The sequence below is a fragment of the Pseudomonas sp. SHLD1 genome (assembly GCF_028640935.1).
Classification (GTDB): domain Bacteria; phylum Pseudomonadota; class Gammaproteobacteria; order Pseudomonadales; family Pseudomonadaceae; genus Chryseomonas; species Chryseomonas aestiva.
On record NZ_JAQZAD010000006.1, the window covers coordinates 492,763 to 508,713 of the forward strand.

The 15,951-nt window shown below is 65.8% G+C and carries 14 protein-coding genes; 7 read left to right on the top strand and 7 right to left on the bottom strand.

Annotated elements, in window-relative coordinates; all coding sequences use genetic code 11:
- The first annotated feature begins 168 nt into the window (after positions 1-168).
- The 4 genes from dnaA to gyrB are packed head-to-tail and all read left to right on the top strand — an operon-like array spanning position 169 to position 6,301.
- Positions 169-1,632: a chromosomal replication initiator protein DnaA gene (dnaA, locus tag PVZ77_RS02310; protein WP_273805481.1), complete on the top strand. Its 1,464-nt coding sequence runs from the start codon at positions 169-171 to the stop codon at positions 1,630-1,632.
- A gap of 28 nt (positions 1,633-1,660) precedes the next feature.
- Entirely contained in the window at positions 1,661-2,764 is a 1,104-nt protein-coding gene (dnaN, locus tag PVZ77_RS02315) for a DNA polymerase III subunit beta (RefSeq protein ID WP_007160136.1), read from the top strand.
- A 10-nt stretch (positions 2,765-2,774) separates the two neighbouring features.
- Entirely contained in the window at positions 2,775-3,884 is a 1,110-nt protein-coding gene (gene recF, locus PVZ77_RS02320) for a DNA replication/repair protein RecF (protein WP_007160137.1), read from the top strand.
- Positions 3,881-6,301 carry a DNA topoisomerase (ATP-hydrolyzing) subunit B gene (gene gyrB, locus PVZ77_RS02325; RefSeq protein WP_133860228.1) on the top strand — a complete coding sequence of 807 codons (2,421 nt, stop codon included), beginning with the start codon at positions 3,881-3,883 and terminating at the stop codon, positions 6,299-6,301. The genes recF and gyrB overlap by 4 nt, the downstream gene beginning before the upstream one ends.
- A 386-nt stretch (positions 6,302-6,687) precedes the next feature.
- Here the strand turns inward: gyrB and PVZ77_RS02330 are convergent, their stop codons facing one another.
- The 4 genes from PVZ77_RS02330 to glyQ are packed head-to-tail and all read right to left on the bottom strand — an operon-like array spanning position 6,688 to position 11,005.
- A complete protein-coding gene (locus tag PVZ77_RS02330) occupies positions 6,688-7,437 on the bottom strand; it encodes a lysophospholipid acyltransferase family protein (protein WP_273805479.1) in 750 nt (249 codons plus the stop codon).
- Complete coding sequence (gmhB, locus tag PVZ77_RS02335; protein ID WP_273805478.1) at positions 7,437-7,979, bottom strand: D-glycero-beta-D-manno-heptose 1,7-bisphosphate 7-phosphatase; 543 nt, start codon at positions 7,977-7,979, stop codon at positions 7,437-7,439. Before gmhB ends, PVZ77_RS02330 begins: the two co-directional genes overlap by 1 nt.
- Positions 7,980-7,982: 3 nt before the next feature.
- Positions 7,983-10,040: a glycine--tRNA ligase subunit beta gene (gene glyS, locus PVZ77_RS02340; protein ID WP_273805477.1), complete on the bottom strand. Its 2,058-nt coding sequence runs from the start codon at positions 10,038-10,040 to the stop codon at positions 7,983-7,985.
- Positions 10,040-11,005, bottom strand: coding sequence for a glycine--tRNA ligase subunit alpha (gene glyQ / locus PVZ77_RS02345; protein WP_150340262.1), 966 nt, complete (start codon positions 11,003-11,005; stop codon positions 10,040-10,042). The genes glyS and glyQ overlap by 1 nt, the downstream gene beginning before the upstream one ends.
- Before the next feature lie 356 nt (positions 11,006-11,361).
- Between glyQ and PVZ77_RS02350 the strand changes: the two genes are divergently transcribed.
- From PVZ77_RS02350 to PVZ77_RS02360, 3 genes are all read left to right on the top strand, one after another.
- Positions 11,362-11,946: a DNA-3-methyladenine glycosylase I gene (locus PVZ77_RS02350; protein WP_273805476.1), complete on the top strand. Its 585-nt coding sequence runs from the start codon at positions 11,362-11,364 to the stop codon at positions 11,944-11,946.
- Positions 11,947-12,036: 90 nt separating this feature from the next.
- Complete coding sequence (locus tag PVZ77_RS02355) at positions 12,037-12,924, top strand: lysophospholipid acyltransferase (protein WP_187980760.1); 888 nt, start codon at positions 12,037-12,039, stop codon at positions 12,922-12,924.
- A gap of 171 nt (positions 12,925-13,095) precedes the next feature.
- Complete coding sequence (locus tag PVZ77_RS02360) at positions 13,096-13,368, top strand: PilZ domain-containing protein (RefSeq protein WP_017641486.1); 273 nt, start codon at positions 13,096-13,098, stop codon at positions 13,366-13,368.
- Here PVZ77_RS02360 and PVZ77_RS02365 read toward each other — a convergent pair.
- Genes PVZ77_RS02365 through fmt form a run of 3 tightly spaced genes read right to left on the bottom strand, consistent with a single transcriptional unit; the run spans position 13,359 to position 15,929 of the window.
- A complete protein-coding gene (locus PVZ77_RS02365; protein WP_273805475.1) occupies positions 13,359-13,676 on the bottom strand; it encodes a tetratricopeptide repeat protein in 318 nt (105 codons plus the stop codon). The genes PVZ77_RS02360 and PVZ77_RS02365 overlap by 10 nt on opposite strands.
- Before the next feature lie 10 nt (positions 13,677-13,686).
- On the bottom strand, positions 13,687-14,988 hold the full coding sequence (gene rsmB, locus PVZ77_RS02370) for a 16S rRNA (cytosine(967)-C(5))-methyltransferase RsmB (protein ID WP_273805474.1): 1,302 nt from the start codon (positions 14,986-14,988) through the stop codon (positions 13,687-13,689).
- Positions 14,985-15,929 (bottom strand): methionyl-tRNA formyltransferase, encoded by a 945-nt coding sequence (fmt, locus tag PVZ77_RS02375; RefSeq protein WP_273805473.1) that lies wholly within the window; start codon positions 15,927-15,929, stop codon positions 14,985-14,987. The genes rsmB and fmt overlap by 4 nt, the downstream gene beginning before the upstream one ends.
- Between the last annotated feature and the right edge of the window lie 22 nt (positions 15,930-15,951).

Sequence of the window (15,951 nt, forward strand, 5' to 3'; positions counted from 1 at the left end):
GGTCAGACGGCCTTATCCACAGTGCTGACGGTCATGCGTCCGGCGATGGCGGTGGTGGCGGCTATCTGCCGGGAAACTGCGCAGTCATGTGGATAACCCGGATGGGGAGGGATACAATGGGCGTTTGCTCATGGCCCGTCCGGGCCGCTCCAGTTCTTGGGAGACGCTGTGTCGGTCGAACTCTGGCAACGTTGCGTGGATGTGCTGCGCGACGAGCTGCCTTCGCAACAATTCAATACCTGGATCCGGCCACTACAGGTGGAAGCGGAAGGGGATGAGCTGCGGGTGTTCGCGCCCAACCGCTTCGTGCTCGACTGGGTCAACGAGAAATACCTGGGTCGCCTGCTCGAATTGCTCGAGGAGCATGCCGACGACGGTATCGCCCCGGTGCTGTCCTTGCTGATCGGCAGCAAGCGCAGCAACAAGCCGCGCGCCGTCCAGACGCCGAGCAGTCAGAGCGCTCCGCTGCCACCACCGGTGCAGGCGCCGCAACCGATCCAGTCGGACATCGTCACCGCGGGCGTCGCCCTGGAAGACGTGACGGCGGAATTGGCCGACGAGCCGGTCGTCAAGACCGAACGTACCGTGCAGGTGGAGGGGGCGCTCAAGCACACCAACTATCTGAACCGCACCTTTACCTTCGAGAACTTCGTCGAGGGCAAGTCCAACCAGCTGGCCCGCGCGGCGGCCTGGCAGGTGGCGGACAATCCCAAGCACGGTTACAACCCGCTCTTCCTCTATGGGGGCGTGGGTCTGGGCAAGACCCACCTGATGCATGCGGTGGGCAATCATCTGCTCAAGCGCAATCCGAACGCCAAGATCGTCTATCTGCATTCGGAGCGCTTCGTCGCCGACATGGTCAAGGCGCTGCAGCTCAATGCCATCAATGAATTCAAGCGCTTCTACCGCTCGGTGGATGCGCTGCTGATCGACGACATCCAGTTCTTCGCCCGCAAAGAGCGTTCGCAGGAAGAGTTTTTCCACACCTTCAATGCCCTGCTCGAAGGTGGACAACAGGTGATTCTCACCAGCGATCGCTATCCCAAGGAGATCGATGGCCTGGAAGAGCGGCTCAAGTCGCGCTTCGGCTGGGGACTCACCGTGGCGGTGGAGCCGCCGGAGCTGGAAACGCGGGTGGCGATCCTGATGAAGAAGGCCGACCAGGCCAAGGTCGACCTGCCCCACGACGCCGCCTTCTTCATCGCCCAGCGTATCCGTTCCAACGTGCGGGAACTGGAAGGCGCGCTCAAGCGGGTGATCGCCCATGCCCACTTCATGGGCCGGGACATCACCATCGAGCTGATCCGCGAGTCGCTCAAGGATCTGCTGGCGCTGCAGGACAAGCTGGTCAGTATCGACAACATCCAGCGCACCGCGGCCGAGTACTACAAGATCAAGATCGCCGATCTGCTGTCCAAACGCCGCTCGCGCTCGGTCGCCCGGCCGCGGCAGGTCGCCATGGCGCTGTCCAAGGAACTGACCAATCACAGCCTGCCGGAAATCGGCGACGCCTTTGGCGGACGCGATCACACGACGGTGTTGCACGCCTGTCGCAAGATCGCCGAACTTCGGGAATCCGACGCGGATATCCGCGAGGATTACAAGAACCTGCTGCGTACCCTGACCACCTGACGGACGCGGCCCTGGCAAGGACCTGACCATGCATTTCACCATTCAACGCGAAGCCCTGTTGAAACCGCTGCAGCTGGTGGCCGGTGTCGTGGAACGTCGGCAAACGCTGCCGGTGCTGTCCAACGTACTCCTGGTCGTGGAAGGCCAGCGCCTCTCGCTGACCGGTACCGACCTGGAAGTCGAGCTGGTTGGCCGGGTCGATCTGGAAGAAGCCGCCGAAGCCGGCGAGATCACCGTGCCGGCGCGCAAGCTGATGGACATCTGCAAGAGCCTGCAGCCCGATGCGCTGATCGACATCCGCACCGAGGAGCAGAAGCTGCTGATCCGTGCCGGACGCAGTCGCTTCACCCTGTCCACCCTGCCGGCCAACGACTTCCCCACCGTGGAGGAAGGTCCGGGTTCGCTGAAGTTCAGCATTCCCCAGGGCCGCCTGCGCCGCCTGATCGAGCGCACCGGCTTCGCCATGGCCCAGCAGGACGTGCGCTACTACCTTAACGGCATGCTGCTGGAAGCCAGCACCGGTCGCCTGCGCGCCGTGGCCACCGATGGTCACCGCCTGGCCATGTGCATGCTGGAGGCCGATGTCGACCAGGCCGAGAAGCACCAGGTCATCGTGCCGCGCAAGGGCATCCTGGAGCTGTCGCGCCTGCTCACCGAACCGGAAGAGCCGGTCAACGTGGTCCTTGGCCAGCACCATATCCGCGCCACCACCGGCGACTTCACCTTTACCTCCAAGCTGGTGGACGGCAAGTTCCCCGACTACGAGCGCGTGCTGCCGCGGCATGGCGACAAGCTGGTACTGGGCGAGCGCCAGCATCTGCGCGAGGCCTTCAGCCGCACTGCCATTCTCTCCAACGAGAAGTACCGTGGTATCCGCCTGCAGCTGGAAAACGGCTTCATGAAGATCCAGGCCAACAACCCGGAGCAGGAAGAGGCCGAGGAAGAGCTGCAGGTCGACTACGACGGTGGCAGCCTGGAGATCGGTTTCAACGTCAGCTACCTGCTCGACGTGCTGGGCGTGATGACCACCGACCAGGTGCGGATCACCCTGTCCGATTCCAGCAGCAGTGCACTGTTGCAGGAGGCGGGCAACGACGACTCCTCCTATGTCGTGATGCCGATGCGCCTCTGATCGCCGCTCGATGACGCTGATCCGCTTCAACGCCGACCGCCTGCGCAATCTGCAGGCGGTCGCGCTTCAGCCCTCGCCACGGGTCAACCTCCTGCATGGCGCCAACGGCAGCGGCAAGACCAGCCTGCTGGAAGCCATCCACCTGCTGGGCCTGGCCCGCTCCTTTCGCAGCACCAAGCTGGCGCCGGTCATCCAGCACGAGCAGGCCAGTTGCACGGTGTTCGGCCAGGTGCGGCTGCCCGGTGGCCAGGACTGCAACCTGGGCATCCAGCGCGAGCGCGGCGGTGACTACCAGATCCGCATCAATGGCGAGAATGCCCGCAGCGCGGCGCAGCTGGCCGAGGTGCTGCCGTTGCAGCTGATCAACCCCGACGGCTTCCGGCTGCTCGAAGGCAGCCCCAAGATCAGGCGGCAGTTTCTCGACTGGGGTGTGTTCCACGAGGAACAGCGATTTCTGCCGCTATGGCAACGCCTGCAAAAGGCGCTCAGGCAGCGGAATCACTGGCTCAGACGTGGTAAAATCGACCCTGCGGCGCAGGCCGCCTGGGATCAGGAACTGGCCCTGGCCAGCGCCGAGATTGATGGCTTTCGCCAGGCCTATATCCAGCGTCTGAAGCCGGAATTCACCGCGGTACTGGCCGAGCTGATCCAGCTCGACGGGCTGACCCTGAGCTACTACCGCGGCTGGGACCGCGAGCGCGATCTGCGCGAGGTGCTGGCGGACAGTCTGCCGCGGGATCTGCAGCTGGGGCATACCCAGGCCGGGCCCCAGCGCGCCGACCTGCGGATCCGCATCGGCAACCACAACGCGGCAGACATCCTGTCGCGCGGCCAGCAGAAGCTGGTGGTCTGCGCGTTGCGCATCGCCCAGGGGCGGTTGGTCAACCAGGTCAAGCGGGGCCAGTGCGTCTATCTCATCGACGACCTGCCCTCGGAACTGGACGAGGGACACCGGCTGGCCTTGTGCCGGCTGCTGGAGGCACTGGAGTGCCAAGTCTTCATCACCTGTGTCGAGCGCGAGACGCTACAGGCCGCCTGGCGGCCGGAGACAGAGGTCAGCGTGTTTCACGTGGAACACGGCCATATCAAGCAGACCCACACTAGCGGGAGCCAAGCATGAGCGAGACCAATACCTACGACTCTTCCAGCATCAAGGTGCTGAAGGGACTGGATGCCGTGCGCAAGCGCCCCGGCATGTACATCGGCGACACCGATGATGGCACCGGCCTGCACCACATGGTCTTCGAGGTGGTGGACAACTCCATCGACGAGGCCCTGGCCGGCTTCTGCAGCGAGATCAGCATCACCATCCACATGGATGAATCCATCACCGTGCGCGACAACGGCCGTGGCATCCCGGTGGACATCCACAAGGAAGAAGGCGTTTCGGCGGCCGAGGTCATCATGACCGTGCTGCACGCCGGCGGTAAGTTCGACGACAACACCTACAAGGTGTCCGGCGGCCTGCACGGCGTGGGCGTCTCGGTGGTGAACGCCCTGTCCGAGGAGCTGCGGCTGACCATTCGCCGCGCCGGCCAGCTGTGGGAGCAGGTCTATGTGCACGGCGTGCCCCAGGCGCCGCTGGCGGTGATTGGCGAGACCGACACCACCGGTACCCAGGTGCATTTCAAGCCGTCCGCCGAGACCTTCAACAACATCCAGTTCAGCTGGGACATCCTGGCCAAGCGGATTCGCGAACTGTCCTTCCTCAACTCCGGCGTCGGCATCGTCCTGCGCGACGAGCGCAGTGGCAAGGAAGAGTTGTTCAAGTACGAGGGCGGTCTGCGCGCCTTCGTCGATTACCTGAACACCAACAAGACCGCGGTGAACGAGGTATTCCATTTCCAGGTGCAGCGCGAAGACGATGGCGTCGGCGTGGAAGTGGCGCTGCAGTGGAACGACAGCTTCAACGAGAACATCCTCTGCTTCACCAACAACATTCCCCAGCGCGATGGCGGCACCCACCTGGCGGGCTTTCGCTCGGCGCTGACGCGCAACCTGAACAGCTACATCGAGGCCGAGGGCCTGGCCAAGAAGTTCAAGGTGGCCACCACCGGTGACGACGCCCGTGAAGGCCTGACCGCCATCATCTCGGTCAAGGTGCCGGATCCCAAGTTCTCCTCCCAGACCAAGGACAAGCTGGTCTCCTCCGAGGTGAAGACCGCGGTGGAACAGGAGATGGGCAAGCACTTCTCCGACTTCCTGCTGGAGAACCCCAACGAAGCCAAGGCGGTGGTCGGCAAGATGATCGACGCGGCCCGGGCCCGGGAAGCGGCGCGCAAGGCGCGCGAGATGACCCGCCGCAAGGGCGCCCTGGACATCGCCGGCCTGCCGGGCAAGCTGGCGGACTGCCAGGAGAAGGACCCGGCGCTGTCCGAACTCTACATCGTGGAGGGTGACTCCGCCGGTGGTTCGGCCAAGCAGGGCCGCAACCGGCGCACCCAGGCGATCCTCCCGCTCAAGGGCAAGATCCTCAACGTCGAGAAGGCGCGCTTCGACAAGATGCTCTCCTCCCAGGAGGTGGGCACCCTGATCACCGCGCTGGGCTGCGGCATCGGTCGCGAAGAATTCAACATCGACAAGCTGCGCTACCACAACATCATCATCATGACCGATGCCGATGTGGACGGATCGCACATCCGTACCCTGCTGCTGACCTTCTTCTTCCGCCAGATGCCGCTGCTGATCGAGCGGGGCTACATCTACATCGCCCAGCCGCCGCTGTACAAGGTGAAGCGTGGCAAGCAGGAGCAATACATCAAGGACGACGAGGCGATGGAGGAATACCTGACCCAGACCGCCCTGGAAGAAGCCAGCCTGCACGTCAACGAGAATGCCCCGGGCCTGTCCGGCGTGGAACTCGAGAAGCTGGTGAACAGCTATCGCCAGGTGATGAAGACCTTCAAGCGCCTGTCGCGGCTGTATCCGGCCGCCGTCAGCGAACACCTGCTGTACCTGCCGCGGGTCGGTGTCGATCAGCTGGCCGATGAAGCGGCGATGCGTCAGTGGCTGGAAGGCCTTAGCGCACGCCTGCAGACCTCCGAGCGCTCTGGCACTACCTACCGCGTCAGTTTGCGCGAGGACCGCGAGCGAGGCCTATGGCTACCAGAGGTGGAAACCCGCGCCCATGGCCTGTCCAGCTACGTCACCTTCAACCGGGATTTCTTCGGCAGCAACGACTACCGCCTGGTGACCGAGCTGGCCGCCCAGCTGGACAACCTGCTGGAAGAAGGCGCCTATGCCAAGCGCGGTGAACGCCGTCGCCCGGTCAGCACCTTCAAGGAAGCCTGGGAATGGCTGATGAACGAGACCAGCAAGAGATTCAATATCCAGCGCTACAAGGGCCTGGGTGAGATGAATCCGGATCAGCTGTGGGAAACCACCATGGACCCGAACGTGCGCCGCATGCTGCAGGTAACCATCGAGGATGCCGTAGCCGCCGACCAGATCTTCAATACCCTGATGGGCGACCACGTGGAGCCGCGTCGCGACTTCATCGAGAGCAACGCCCTGGCGGTATCGAACCTCGACGTCTGATCGACTCCGGTTATGCACAAGCCCCGCCATGCGGGGCTTTTTTGTGGAAAACATTCTGGCTAGAGAGTCGCGCCGTTTCGTTCCACGACAACAAGCGCCGTTCATCTTATAGCCGAAGGTTTTGTGGATAGTTTTCCTCAGCCGCTTTTGATCAACGCCGAAAATAGACGTAAAGGGGCCGTGCCATGCGGCATAGAGACACAGGATATAAAGGACGTTCCTGTGGATAAGCCTGGGAATAAGCTTGTCGGTACTTGTGGATGAAGGTCGATCCGCGCTAGCAGGCTAAAATTCGAAGACGCGAAAAGCCCGGTACAGCCTGTGGATAAGTCTGTGGGAAAAGGGAGGAAAAGAGGTGGAAATAGCCAGGCCTTGCGGCCTGGCGATCAGACTACGCAGCGCTCGGCCGGGTTGGCATCGGGCTTGGGCGCCAGGGCCTGCTCGATGAAGGCGAAGCAGCGCGCATTGAGATCGACGATGGCGCGGGGATCCTGGCCCTGGGGATAGAGCAGCGGGCCGATGCTGACCTTGATGGTCCCCGGCGACTTGATCCAGGAGCGATTGGGCCAGTAGGCGCCGGCATCGTGGGCGATGGGCAGGATGGGCACGTTGAGGCTGCAGGCCAGGGCGGCGCCACCGCGGGAGAACTTGCCCATCTGGCCGTAATCGATGCGGGTACCCTGGGGAAAGATCAGTACCCAGCAGCCCTGGGCGAGATAGCGGCCGCCCTGTTCGGTCAGTTGCTGCAGGGCCAGCTTGCCGTTGTCACGGTCGATGGCGATGGGCTTGAGCAGCGAGAAGGCCCAGCCGAAGAAGGGAATCCTGAGCAATTCGCGCTTGATCACCTGGGAGGTGGGCTCGAACTGGGCGGACAGGAAGAAGGTTTCCCAGGTGCTCTGGTGGTTGGCCACGATCACGCAGGGCTGCGCCGGGACGTTTTCCAGGCCGTCGATCTCGTAGCGGATGCCGCAGATGACCTTGGCCAGCCAGACCGCGAAACCGGTCCAGGCCTTGACCACCAGCCGATAGCGGGCGCGATAGGCCAGGAAGGGCGCGATCAGCAGGCTGACGCAGGACCAGAGGATGCCGCTGGTCCCCAGCAGCACATAGAACAACAGGGTACGCAAGAGCCGCATCAGGGCGCTTCCTCGAGCAGATGATCAGCTACCGCCGCCAGGTCGGCGAAGACCCGGGTACCGGACGGCAAAGGCTTGGCCAGGGTGCGCTCGCCCTTGCCGGTACGCACCAGGTAGGGCGTACAGCCGAGGGCCGCGCCGGCTTCCAGATCGCGCAGGCTGTCGCCCACCACCGGGACACCGTCCAGGTCGGTACGGCCATAGTGGTGGGCGATGTCGCGAAACAGGCCGGGCAGCGGCTTGCGGCAGTCGCAGCCCGCTTCCGGGCCATGGGGGCAGTGAAGGATCAGGTCGACCCGACCGCCCTCCTCCGCCAGCAGCCGCTGCAATTTCTCGTGCATGGCCGCCAGGTCGCCTTCCGTGAAGTAACCACGCGCCAGACCCGACTGGTTGGTGGCCACGGCCACCTGCCAACCGGCCCGGTTCAGCCGGGCGATAGCCGCGAGGCTGCCGGGCAGCGGTTGCCACTGCTCGGCGCTGCGTACGTAGTCATCGGAATCGACATTGATGACGCCGTCGCGGTCCAGCACGATCAGTTTCATGCCCTAGCCCAGCACCGAGATGTCGGCGATGCCGAGGAACAGGCCACGCAGGTGGGCGAGCAGCGCATAGCGATTGGCACGGACGCGCTCGTCCTCGGCGTTGACCAGCACCTCGTCGAAGAAGGCATCCACCGGGGCGCGCAGACTGGCCAGGCGCTCCAGGGCTGCGCCATAGCGACGGGCCTCGGCCAGGGGTGCGGCATCCTGCTCGGCCTCGGCGATGGCGGCGGCCAGGGTGCGCTCGGCATCGGTCTCGAACAGGGCGGCATCGGCCTGGGCCGCGACCTGGCCCGCGAACTTGCCGAGCAGGTTGGAGACGCGCTTGTTGGCGGCGGCCAGGGCCTCGGCCTCGGGCAGGCGACGGAAGGCCTGCACGGCCTGGACGCGCTGGTCGAAGTCCAGCGCCGAGGCCGGATGCAGGGCGCGCACGGCCAGGTAGGCGGCGGTGTCGATGCCTTCGTCCTCGTAGCGGGCGCGCAAACGGTCGAAGACGAAGTCCAGCACCTGCTCCTGCAGGCCGGCAGCCTTGACCCGCTCGCCATAGCCGGCGATGGCGAAGGCGACGGCGGCTGGCAGATCCAGCTCCAGTCCCTTCTCGATGAGGATGCGCAGCACGCCCAAGGCCTGACGGCGCAGGGCGAAGGGGTCCTTGCTGCCCGTGGGCAGCATGCCGATGCCGAAGATGCCGACCAGGGTGTCGAGCTTGTCGGCCAGGGCCACGGCCGCGCCGGTCAGGGTCTGCGGCAATTCGGCGCCGGCGCCGCGCGGCATGTACTGCTCGTTGAGCGCCAGGGCCACGTCTTCGGCCTCGCCGCCCTTCCTGGCGTAGTAGTAGCCGGCGATGCCCTGCATCTCGGGGAATTCGCCGACCATCTCGGTGGCCAGGTCGCACTTGGCGAGCACGCCGGCGCGGTGGGCGCGCTCGGCATCACCACCGATGCGTTCGGCGATAAAGGCGGCCAGGGCGGCGACGCGCTGGGCCTTGTCGTAGACGGTGCCGAGCTGGGCCTGAAAGACCACGTTCTTGAGGCGCTCGTTGAAGCTTTCCAGCGGCTGCTTCTGATCCTGCTTGAAGAAGAACTCGGCGTCGGTGAGACGGGGACGGACCACCTTCTCGTTGCCGCTGACGATCTGCGCCGGATCCTTGCTCTCCAGGTTGGCCACGGTGATGAAGCGCGGCAGCAGCTTGCCCTGGGCGTCCAGCAGGCAGAAGTACTTCTGGTTGTCCTGCATGGTGGTGATCAGGGCTTCCTGGGGCACCTCGAGGAAACGTTCCTCGAAGGCGCACACCAGCGGCACCGGCCATTCCACCAGGGCGGTCACCTCGTCCAGCAGCGCGGGCGGCACCACGGCGCTGCCCTGCTCCGCCGTGGCCAGCTCGGCTACGCGGGATTCGATCAGCTGGCGGCGCTCGGCGAAGTCGGCCAGCACATGGGCGGCGCGCAGGTCGGCGGCGTAGTGGGCCGGGGCGCTGATGCGCACGGCCTCTGGATGGTGGAAGCGATGGCCGCGGGACTCACGGCCGGCACGGCGGGTGAGGATCTCGCAGTCGATCACCTCGTCACCCAGCAGCATCACCAGCCACTGGGTGGGACGGACGAATTCCTCGCGGCGGGCGGCCCAGCGCATGCGCTTGGGAATCGGCAGCTCGGCCAGGGAGGCTTCGACGATGCCAGGCAGCAGGCTGGCCGCCGGCTGACCAGGAATGCTCTGGGAGAATCTCAGCTTGGGGCCGCTGCGATCGATGGCGCTGATGTCGACGCCACACTTGCGGGCGAAGCCCAGGGCCGCCTGGGTCGGCTGGCCATCGGCGCCAAAGGCGGCCTGGAGCGGCGGACCGTCCAGGTTGACGCTACGCTCGGGCTGCTGGGTCTGCAGGGCTTCGACCAGCACGGCCAGGCGGCGCGGCGCGGCATAGGCGCGGGCGCTGGCATAGCCGAGACCGGCCTGCTTGAGGCCCTTCTCGATACCGGCGAGAAAGCTGTCGCCCAGGGTCTTGAGCGCCTTGGGTGGCAGTTCTTCGGTACCCAGTTCGACCAGGAAATCCAGAGTGGTGCTCATCATTCGCCCTCCTTGAGCAGCGCCTGGACATCGTCGCGACCCAGGACCTCGTCACGCAGCGCGGGGCTGGCCAGCGGGAAGCCCAGCCGGGCACGGGCCTTGAAGTAGCCCTGGGCGACGCTGCGCGCCAGGGTGCGCACGCGCAGGATGTAACGCTGGCGCTCGGTCACCGAGATGGCGCGGCGGGCGTCCAGCAGGTTGAAGGTGTGGGAGGCCTTGAGCACCATCTCGTAGGTGGGCAGCGGCAGGTCCAGGGCGATCAGGCGATTGGCCTCGGACTCGTAGAAGTCGAACAGCTCGAACAGCTTGGGCACATTGGCGTGCTCGAAGTTGTAGGTGCTCTGCTCCACCTCGTTCTGGTGGAAGACGTCGCCGTAGGTCACGGTGCCGAAGGGGCCGTCGGCCCAGATCAGGTCGTAGACCGAGTCCACGCCCTGCAGGTACATGGCCAGGCGTTCGAGGCCATAGGTGATCTCGCCGGTCACCGGATAGCACTCGATACCGCCCGCCTGCTGGAAGTAGGTGAACTGGGTGACTTCCATGCCGTTGAGCCAGACTTCCCAGCCCAGACCCCAGGCGCCCAGGGTGGGCGATTCCCAGTTGTCCTCGACGAAGCGCACGTCGTGCACCAGCGGATCCAGGCCGATGGCGGCCAGGGAGCCGAGGTAGAGCTCCTGGAAGTTGTCCGGGTTGGGCTTGAGGACCACCTGGAACTGGTAGTAGTGCTGCAGGCGATTGGGGTTCTCGCCGTAGCGGCCGTCGGTGGGGCGGCGGCTGGGCTGCACATAGGCGGCGTTCCAGGTCTCGGGACCGATGGCGCGCAGGAAGGTGGCGGTGTGGAAGGTACCGGCGCCGACTTCCATGTCATAGGGCTGGAGTACCACGCAGCCCTGCTCGGCCCAGTATTGCTGCAAGGCCAGGATCAAGTCTTGGAAGGTGCGCACGGTGGGCTTGGACTGGCTCACGAAAAATACCCGTTCGGCTGCGACGAAAAGCCGGGGAGTATAGCTGAAAGCCGGGGGTGACCGCATGGGGGCTTGGGGCTGCCCGGCGGGAAAGTGCCTGCTCCCGTTATCGCGACCGGGGGCCTGCGTAGGTTGGGTCGAGCGTAGCGAAGCCCACCATTGTCTTGGGACGCCGGCCAGGTTGGGCTTCGACGATGGAGCCGTCTCAACCCAACCTACGGTCTATCGCCGCCATGGCTGCGATACGCTGACAACCTGGTAATGGGGAAAAGCGCCTGGCGAGGCCGTTGGGCTTGTCTCCTCTGCCTGGCAATTGCGCTAAGGTGAGGCCCTCCCTTCTCGACCGAGCCTTCGCCATGCCGCGTTGTTTCTGGTGCACCGCCGATCCGCTGTACATCGAGTATCACGACCATGAATGGGGCGTGCCCCAGCGCGATCCGGCGGTGCTCTTCGAATTCCTCCTGCTGGAAGGCTTTCAGGCCGGACTGTCGTGGATCACCGTGCTGAAGAAACGCGAGCGCTATCGTCAGGTGCTGCATGGCTTCGATCCCGCGCGCCTGGCGCAGCTGAGCGATGCCGAGATCGCCGTGCTGATGCAGGACCCGGGCATCATCCGCAATGGCGCCAAGCTGCGCGCCGCTCGTCAGAATGCCCAGGCCTGGCTGAGACTCGAAGACCCTTCCGGCTGGCTGTGGTCCTTTGTCGGCGGCGCGCCTAGGATCAACCACTTTCGCGATCGCCAGGAGGTGCCGGCGATCACCCCGGAAGCCGAGGCCATGAGCAAGGCGCTCAAGCGGGCTGGTTTCACCTTTATCGGTCCGACGATCTGCTATGCCTTCATGCAGGCCATGGGCCTGGTGATGGACCACACCCTCGATTGCGACCGCCATGCCGAATTGGCGGCTTCGTCGGCAGAACTGCAGGAAAAGTCGAATGTATAGGCGCCAGTTGGCGCGAACCTTACGCTTTCTTAACGTTTCCGGGACTTGTAGACGCTAAACTGTCGGTGCATTCAGACAGGAGTCCCTCTTTTGGAAAGATTCAAAGGCGCGCTGATGATCGCCTTCCTGCGCCTTTTCGCCCTGCTGCCCTGGCCATTGGTCCAGCGCCTGGGTGGATTCATCGGCTGGTGCATGTGGAAGCTGCCGACCCGCGCTAGCAAGGTTACCCGCATCAACCTCGCCCACTGTTTCCCCGAACTCGACGCCGCCGGCCTGGAACGGCTGTCGCGCGAGTGCCTGCGCGGCATCGGCAAGACCCTGACCGAGAGCGCCTGCGCCTGGATCTGGTCGCCCCAGCGTTCCCTGCGCCTGGTGCGCGAGGTGGAAGGCATGGACGTCCTCCAGGAAGCCCTGGCCTCCGGCGATGGCGTGGTGGGCATCACCAGCCACCTGGGCAACTGGGAGTTGCTCAACCACTTCTACTGCTCCCATGCCAAGCCGATCATCTTCTATCGGCCGCCCAAGCTGAAGGCGGTGGACGACCTGCTCAAGCGCCAGCGGGTCCAACTGGGCAACCGCGTGGCGCCCTCTACCCCGGAAGGCATCATCAGCGTGATCAAGGAAGTCCGTCGCGGCGGCGCCGTGGGGATTCCGGCCGATCCCGAGCCGAGTCGCAGCGCCGGGCTGTTCGTGCCTTTCCTCGGCACCACCGCCCTGACCAGCAAGTTCGTGCCCTCGCTGCTGGCGCGCGGCAAGGCCCGCGGGGTGTTCTTCCATGCCGTGCGCCTGGCAGACGGAAGCGGCTACAAGGTGATCCTGGAAGCCGCGCCGCCGGCCATGTACGACCCGGATCCGGAGGTCTCGGTGGCCGCCATGAGCGAGGTGCTGGCCGGCTACGTGCGGCGCTATCCGACCCAGTACATGTGGAGCATGAAGAGGTTCAAGAATCGTCCGGACGGCGAGGAGAAGTGGTACTAGGCCCCTTGCCCGCCCGGGTCATGCCCGGGACCTGAATGGCGCACGGTGGTCCCATGACCTATCGCTCGGCGCTTCGCCAGGACCGTTCGGTCGGCGCGCGGCTGACAGGCGCAGGGCTTTGCCGGAAGCTGCCCGGATCTCAAGGGAGCGCCCAAGCCAGGGAGTCAGGCGATGAATTCGCGCGATCAGCGCCAACATACCCGTACCCCACTCAAGTGCCGGCTGTGGATCGCCTATCCGGATGGCGAGATCGTCGGTGAGACCCGCGACCTGTCCGATGGCGGCGTCTATGTGGTGCACCCCGAGCTGACCCGGCTGCCGCAGGGCACCCGGGTGGTCGGTCAGGTACTCGATCTGCCGATCGAAGCGCCCAAGGTGACCATGGAAGTCATGCGCACCGACGCCGACGGCGCGGGCCTGAGGTTCCTGCGCGATCAGGACTGAGCGCGCCGCGCCAGGCGCTTGAGAAACACCGTCATCTCCTTTTCCGCCTGCTTGTCGCCCCTGGCTTGCGCCGCCTGCAGGCCCTGGGTCCAGGCTGCCTCGGCGCTGGCCAGGTCGCTACTTTCCTCATGGGCCTTGCCCAGCAGCTTCCAGGCCGCCGAGTAGGCCGGATCGAATTCGACGCAGCGCGCCAGGTGCTCGATCGCCCGCGCGGGCTCCCCGGCATCCAGATAGCCCTTGCCCAGACCGAACCTGAGCAGGGCGTTGTCCTGGCCGCGAGCGAGCATTTTCTCCAGGGATTCGAGCATGGCGGGATTCCTACTTGGCGATCTTGATCAGCTTGCAGTAATAGAAGCCGTCGTGGCCTTCGGGCTGCGGCAGGAGCTGGCGGCCGTGGGGCTGGGCGAGGCCCCAGGGGGCGGGGATATCCAGCTCGCGGGCGCCCGGGGTGCGGGCGAGAAAGGCGGCGAGGTTGTCGCTGTTTTCTTCCGGTAGCACCGAACAGGTGGCATAGACCAGGATGCCGCCGACTTCCAGCGTCGGCCAGAGGGCGTCCAACAGTTCGCCCTGCAGCTGCACCAGGGGCGCGATGTCGCTGGCCTGGCGGGTCAGCTTGATGTCCGGATGGCGGCGGATCACCCCGGTAGCGCTGCAGGGGGCGTCCAGCAGGATGCGCTGGAAGGGCGTGCCGTCCCACCAGTCGGCCACGGCGCGGCCGTCGGCGGCCAGGGTGCGGGCGGTGAGGCCCAGGCGTGCCAGATTCTGCTCGACCCGCTCCAGACGGCCGGCATCGGCGTCCAGCGCCACCACCTCGACCAGGGCCGGTTGGCGTTCCAGCAGGTGGCAGGTCTTGCCACCGGGCGCGGCGCAAGCGTCCAGCACCCGCTGGCCGGGCGCCAGTTCCAAGAGTTCGGCAGCCAGCTGGGCGGCTTCGTCCTGCACGCTGAGACGCCCCGTGGCAAAGCCCGGCAGGGCGGTGACGTCCTGGGGCTGCAGCAGGCGGATGCCGTCGGCGCTGAAGACGCAGGGCACGGCCTCGATGCCGGCGGCGGCCAGCTCGGCCAGATAGCTGTCGCGACTGCCCTGACGGCGATTGACCCTGAGGATCAGTGGCGGATGCAGGTTGTTGGCCGTGGCGATGGCTTCCCACTGCTCCGGCCAGCGTGCCTTGAGCGTCTTCTGCAACCAGCGCGGATGAGCCAGGCGCGCGGCCGGATCATGCTCCAGGGCCGGCAGCAGGCTGTCGTATTCGCGCTGGGCGCGGCGCAGCACGGCGTTGAGCAGGCCCTTGGCCGAGGATTTCTTCAGCTTGTCGACGCAGCCCACCGTCTCGCCGATGGCGGCATGGGCCGGGATGCGGGTATGGAACAGCTGGTAGAGCCCGATCAGCAGCAGGGCTTCGAGATCGCGGTCGCCGGCCTTGAAGGGCTTTTGCAGGAGCTTTTCTGCCAGCAGCGACAGGCGCGGCTGCCAGCGCGCGGTACCAAAGGCCAGATCCTGGGCCAGGGCGCGGTCACGCGGATCGACCTTGGCCAGTTGCTCGGGCAGGCTGCTACCGAGGGAGGCGCGGCCGGCAAGCACCGCCGCCAGGGCGCGGGTGGCCGCCAGGCGCGGATTCATAGACCCAGCACCTGACCGGGGGCGAAGCGCTCGCGACGGGCGTTGTAGAGATCGGCGAAGCCCAGTGGCTTGCCACCGGGCAGCTGCAGGCGGGTCAGGCGCAGGGCGCCCTCGCCACAGGCGACCAGCAGGCCAGCGCGATCGGCGTCGAGCACCATGCCCGCCACGCCCTGCCCTTCGGCCAGTTCCGCGGCCCAGACCTTGAGCGGTTCGCCGGCCAGGGCGGTGTGGCACAGCGGCCAGGGATCAAAGGCGCGGATGCGCCGCTCCAGGTCCACCGCCGGACGACCCCAGTCCAGCCGGGCCTCGTCCTTGTTGAGCTTGTGGGCGTAGGTGGCCAGGTTGTCGTCCTGCACCTCACCCTGCAGACTGCCGTCGGCCAGGCCCGGCAGCGCCTGGACCACGGCGGCGGCGCCCAGCGCGGCCAGGCGATCGTGCAGGCTGCCACCGGTATCCGTGGCGGTCAGCGGCGTGGTCACCTTGCTCAGCATGGGGCCGGTATCCAGACCGGCTTCCATGCGCATCACGGTGACCCCGGACTCGGCATCGCCGGCTTCCAGGGCGCGCTGGATGGGCGCTGCGCCGCGCCAGCGCGGCAGCAGCGAGGCATGGCTGTTGATGCAGCCCAGGCGCGGGATGTCGAGCACCGCCTGGGGCAGGATCAGGCCGTAGGCCACCACCACCAGCAGATCGGGTTCCAGCGCCGCCAGGGTGGCCTGGGCGGCGGGATCGCGCAGGGTCGGCGGCTGCTGCACGGGGATGCCGTGGCTCAGCGCCAGCTGCTTGACCGGACTCATGGCCAGTTTCTGGCCACGCCCGGCGGGGCGATCCGGCTGGGTGTAGACGGCGGCGATGGGATAACCGGCGTCGATCAGCGCCTGCAGGTGCACGGCGGCGAATTCCGGGGTTCCGGCGAAGACGAGGCGAAGGGATCTGGACATGGCGGACCTGGCGGAAAGGGCG

Bases quoted from the DNA above. Each gene is read 5' to 3' on its own strand.
- rsmB (WP_273805474.1), bottom strand. From the start codon at position 14,988: ATGAATCCGCGCCTGGCGGCCACCCGCGCCCTGGCGGCGGTGCTTGCC.
- PVZ77_RS02330 (WP_273805479.1), bottom strand. From the start codon at position 7,437: ATGCGGCTCTTGCGTACCCTGTTGTTCTATGTGCTGCTGGGGACCAGC.
- PVZ77_RS02365 (WP_273805475.1), bottom strand. From the start codon at position 13,676: ATGCTCGAATCCCTGGAGAAAATGCTCGCTCGCGGCCAGGACAACGCC.
- gmhB (WP_273805478.1), bottom strand. From the start codon at position 7,979: ATGAAACTGATCGTGCTGGACCGCGACGGCGTCATCAATGTCGATTCC.
- PVZ77_RS02360 (WP_017641486.1), top strand. From the start codon at position 13,096: ATGAATTCGCGCGATCAGCGCCAACATACCCGTACCCCACTCAAGTGC.
- fmt (WP_273805473.1), bottom strand. From the start codon at position 15,929: ATGTCCAGATCCCTTCGCCTCGTCTTCGCCGGAACCCCGGAATTCGCC.
- gyrB (WP_133860228.1), top strand. From the start codon at position 3,881: ATGAGCGAGACCAATACCTACGACTCTTCCAGCATCAAGGTGCTGAAG.
- dnaN (WP_007160136.1), top strand. From the start codon at position 1,661: ATGCATTTCACCATTCAACGCGAAGCCCTGTTGAAACCGCTGCAGCTG.
- recF (WP_007160137.1), top strand. From the start codon at position 2,775: ATGACGCTGATCCGCTTCAACGCCGACCGCCTGCGCAATCTGCAGGCG.
- glyS (WP_273805477.1), bottom strand. From the start codon at position 10,040: ATGAGCACCACTCTGGATTTCCTGGTCGAACTGGGTACCGAAGAACTG.
- PVZ77_RS02350 (WP_273805476.1), top strand. From the start codon at position 11,362: ATGCCGCGTTGTTTCTGGTGCACCGCCGATCCGCTGTACATCGAGTAT.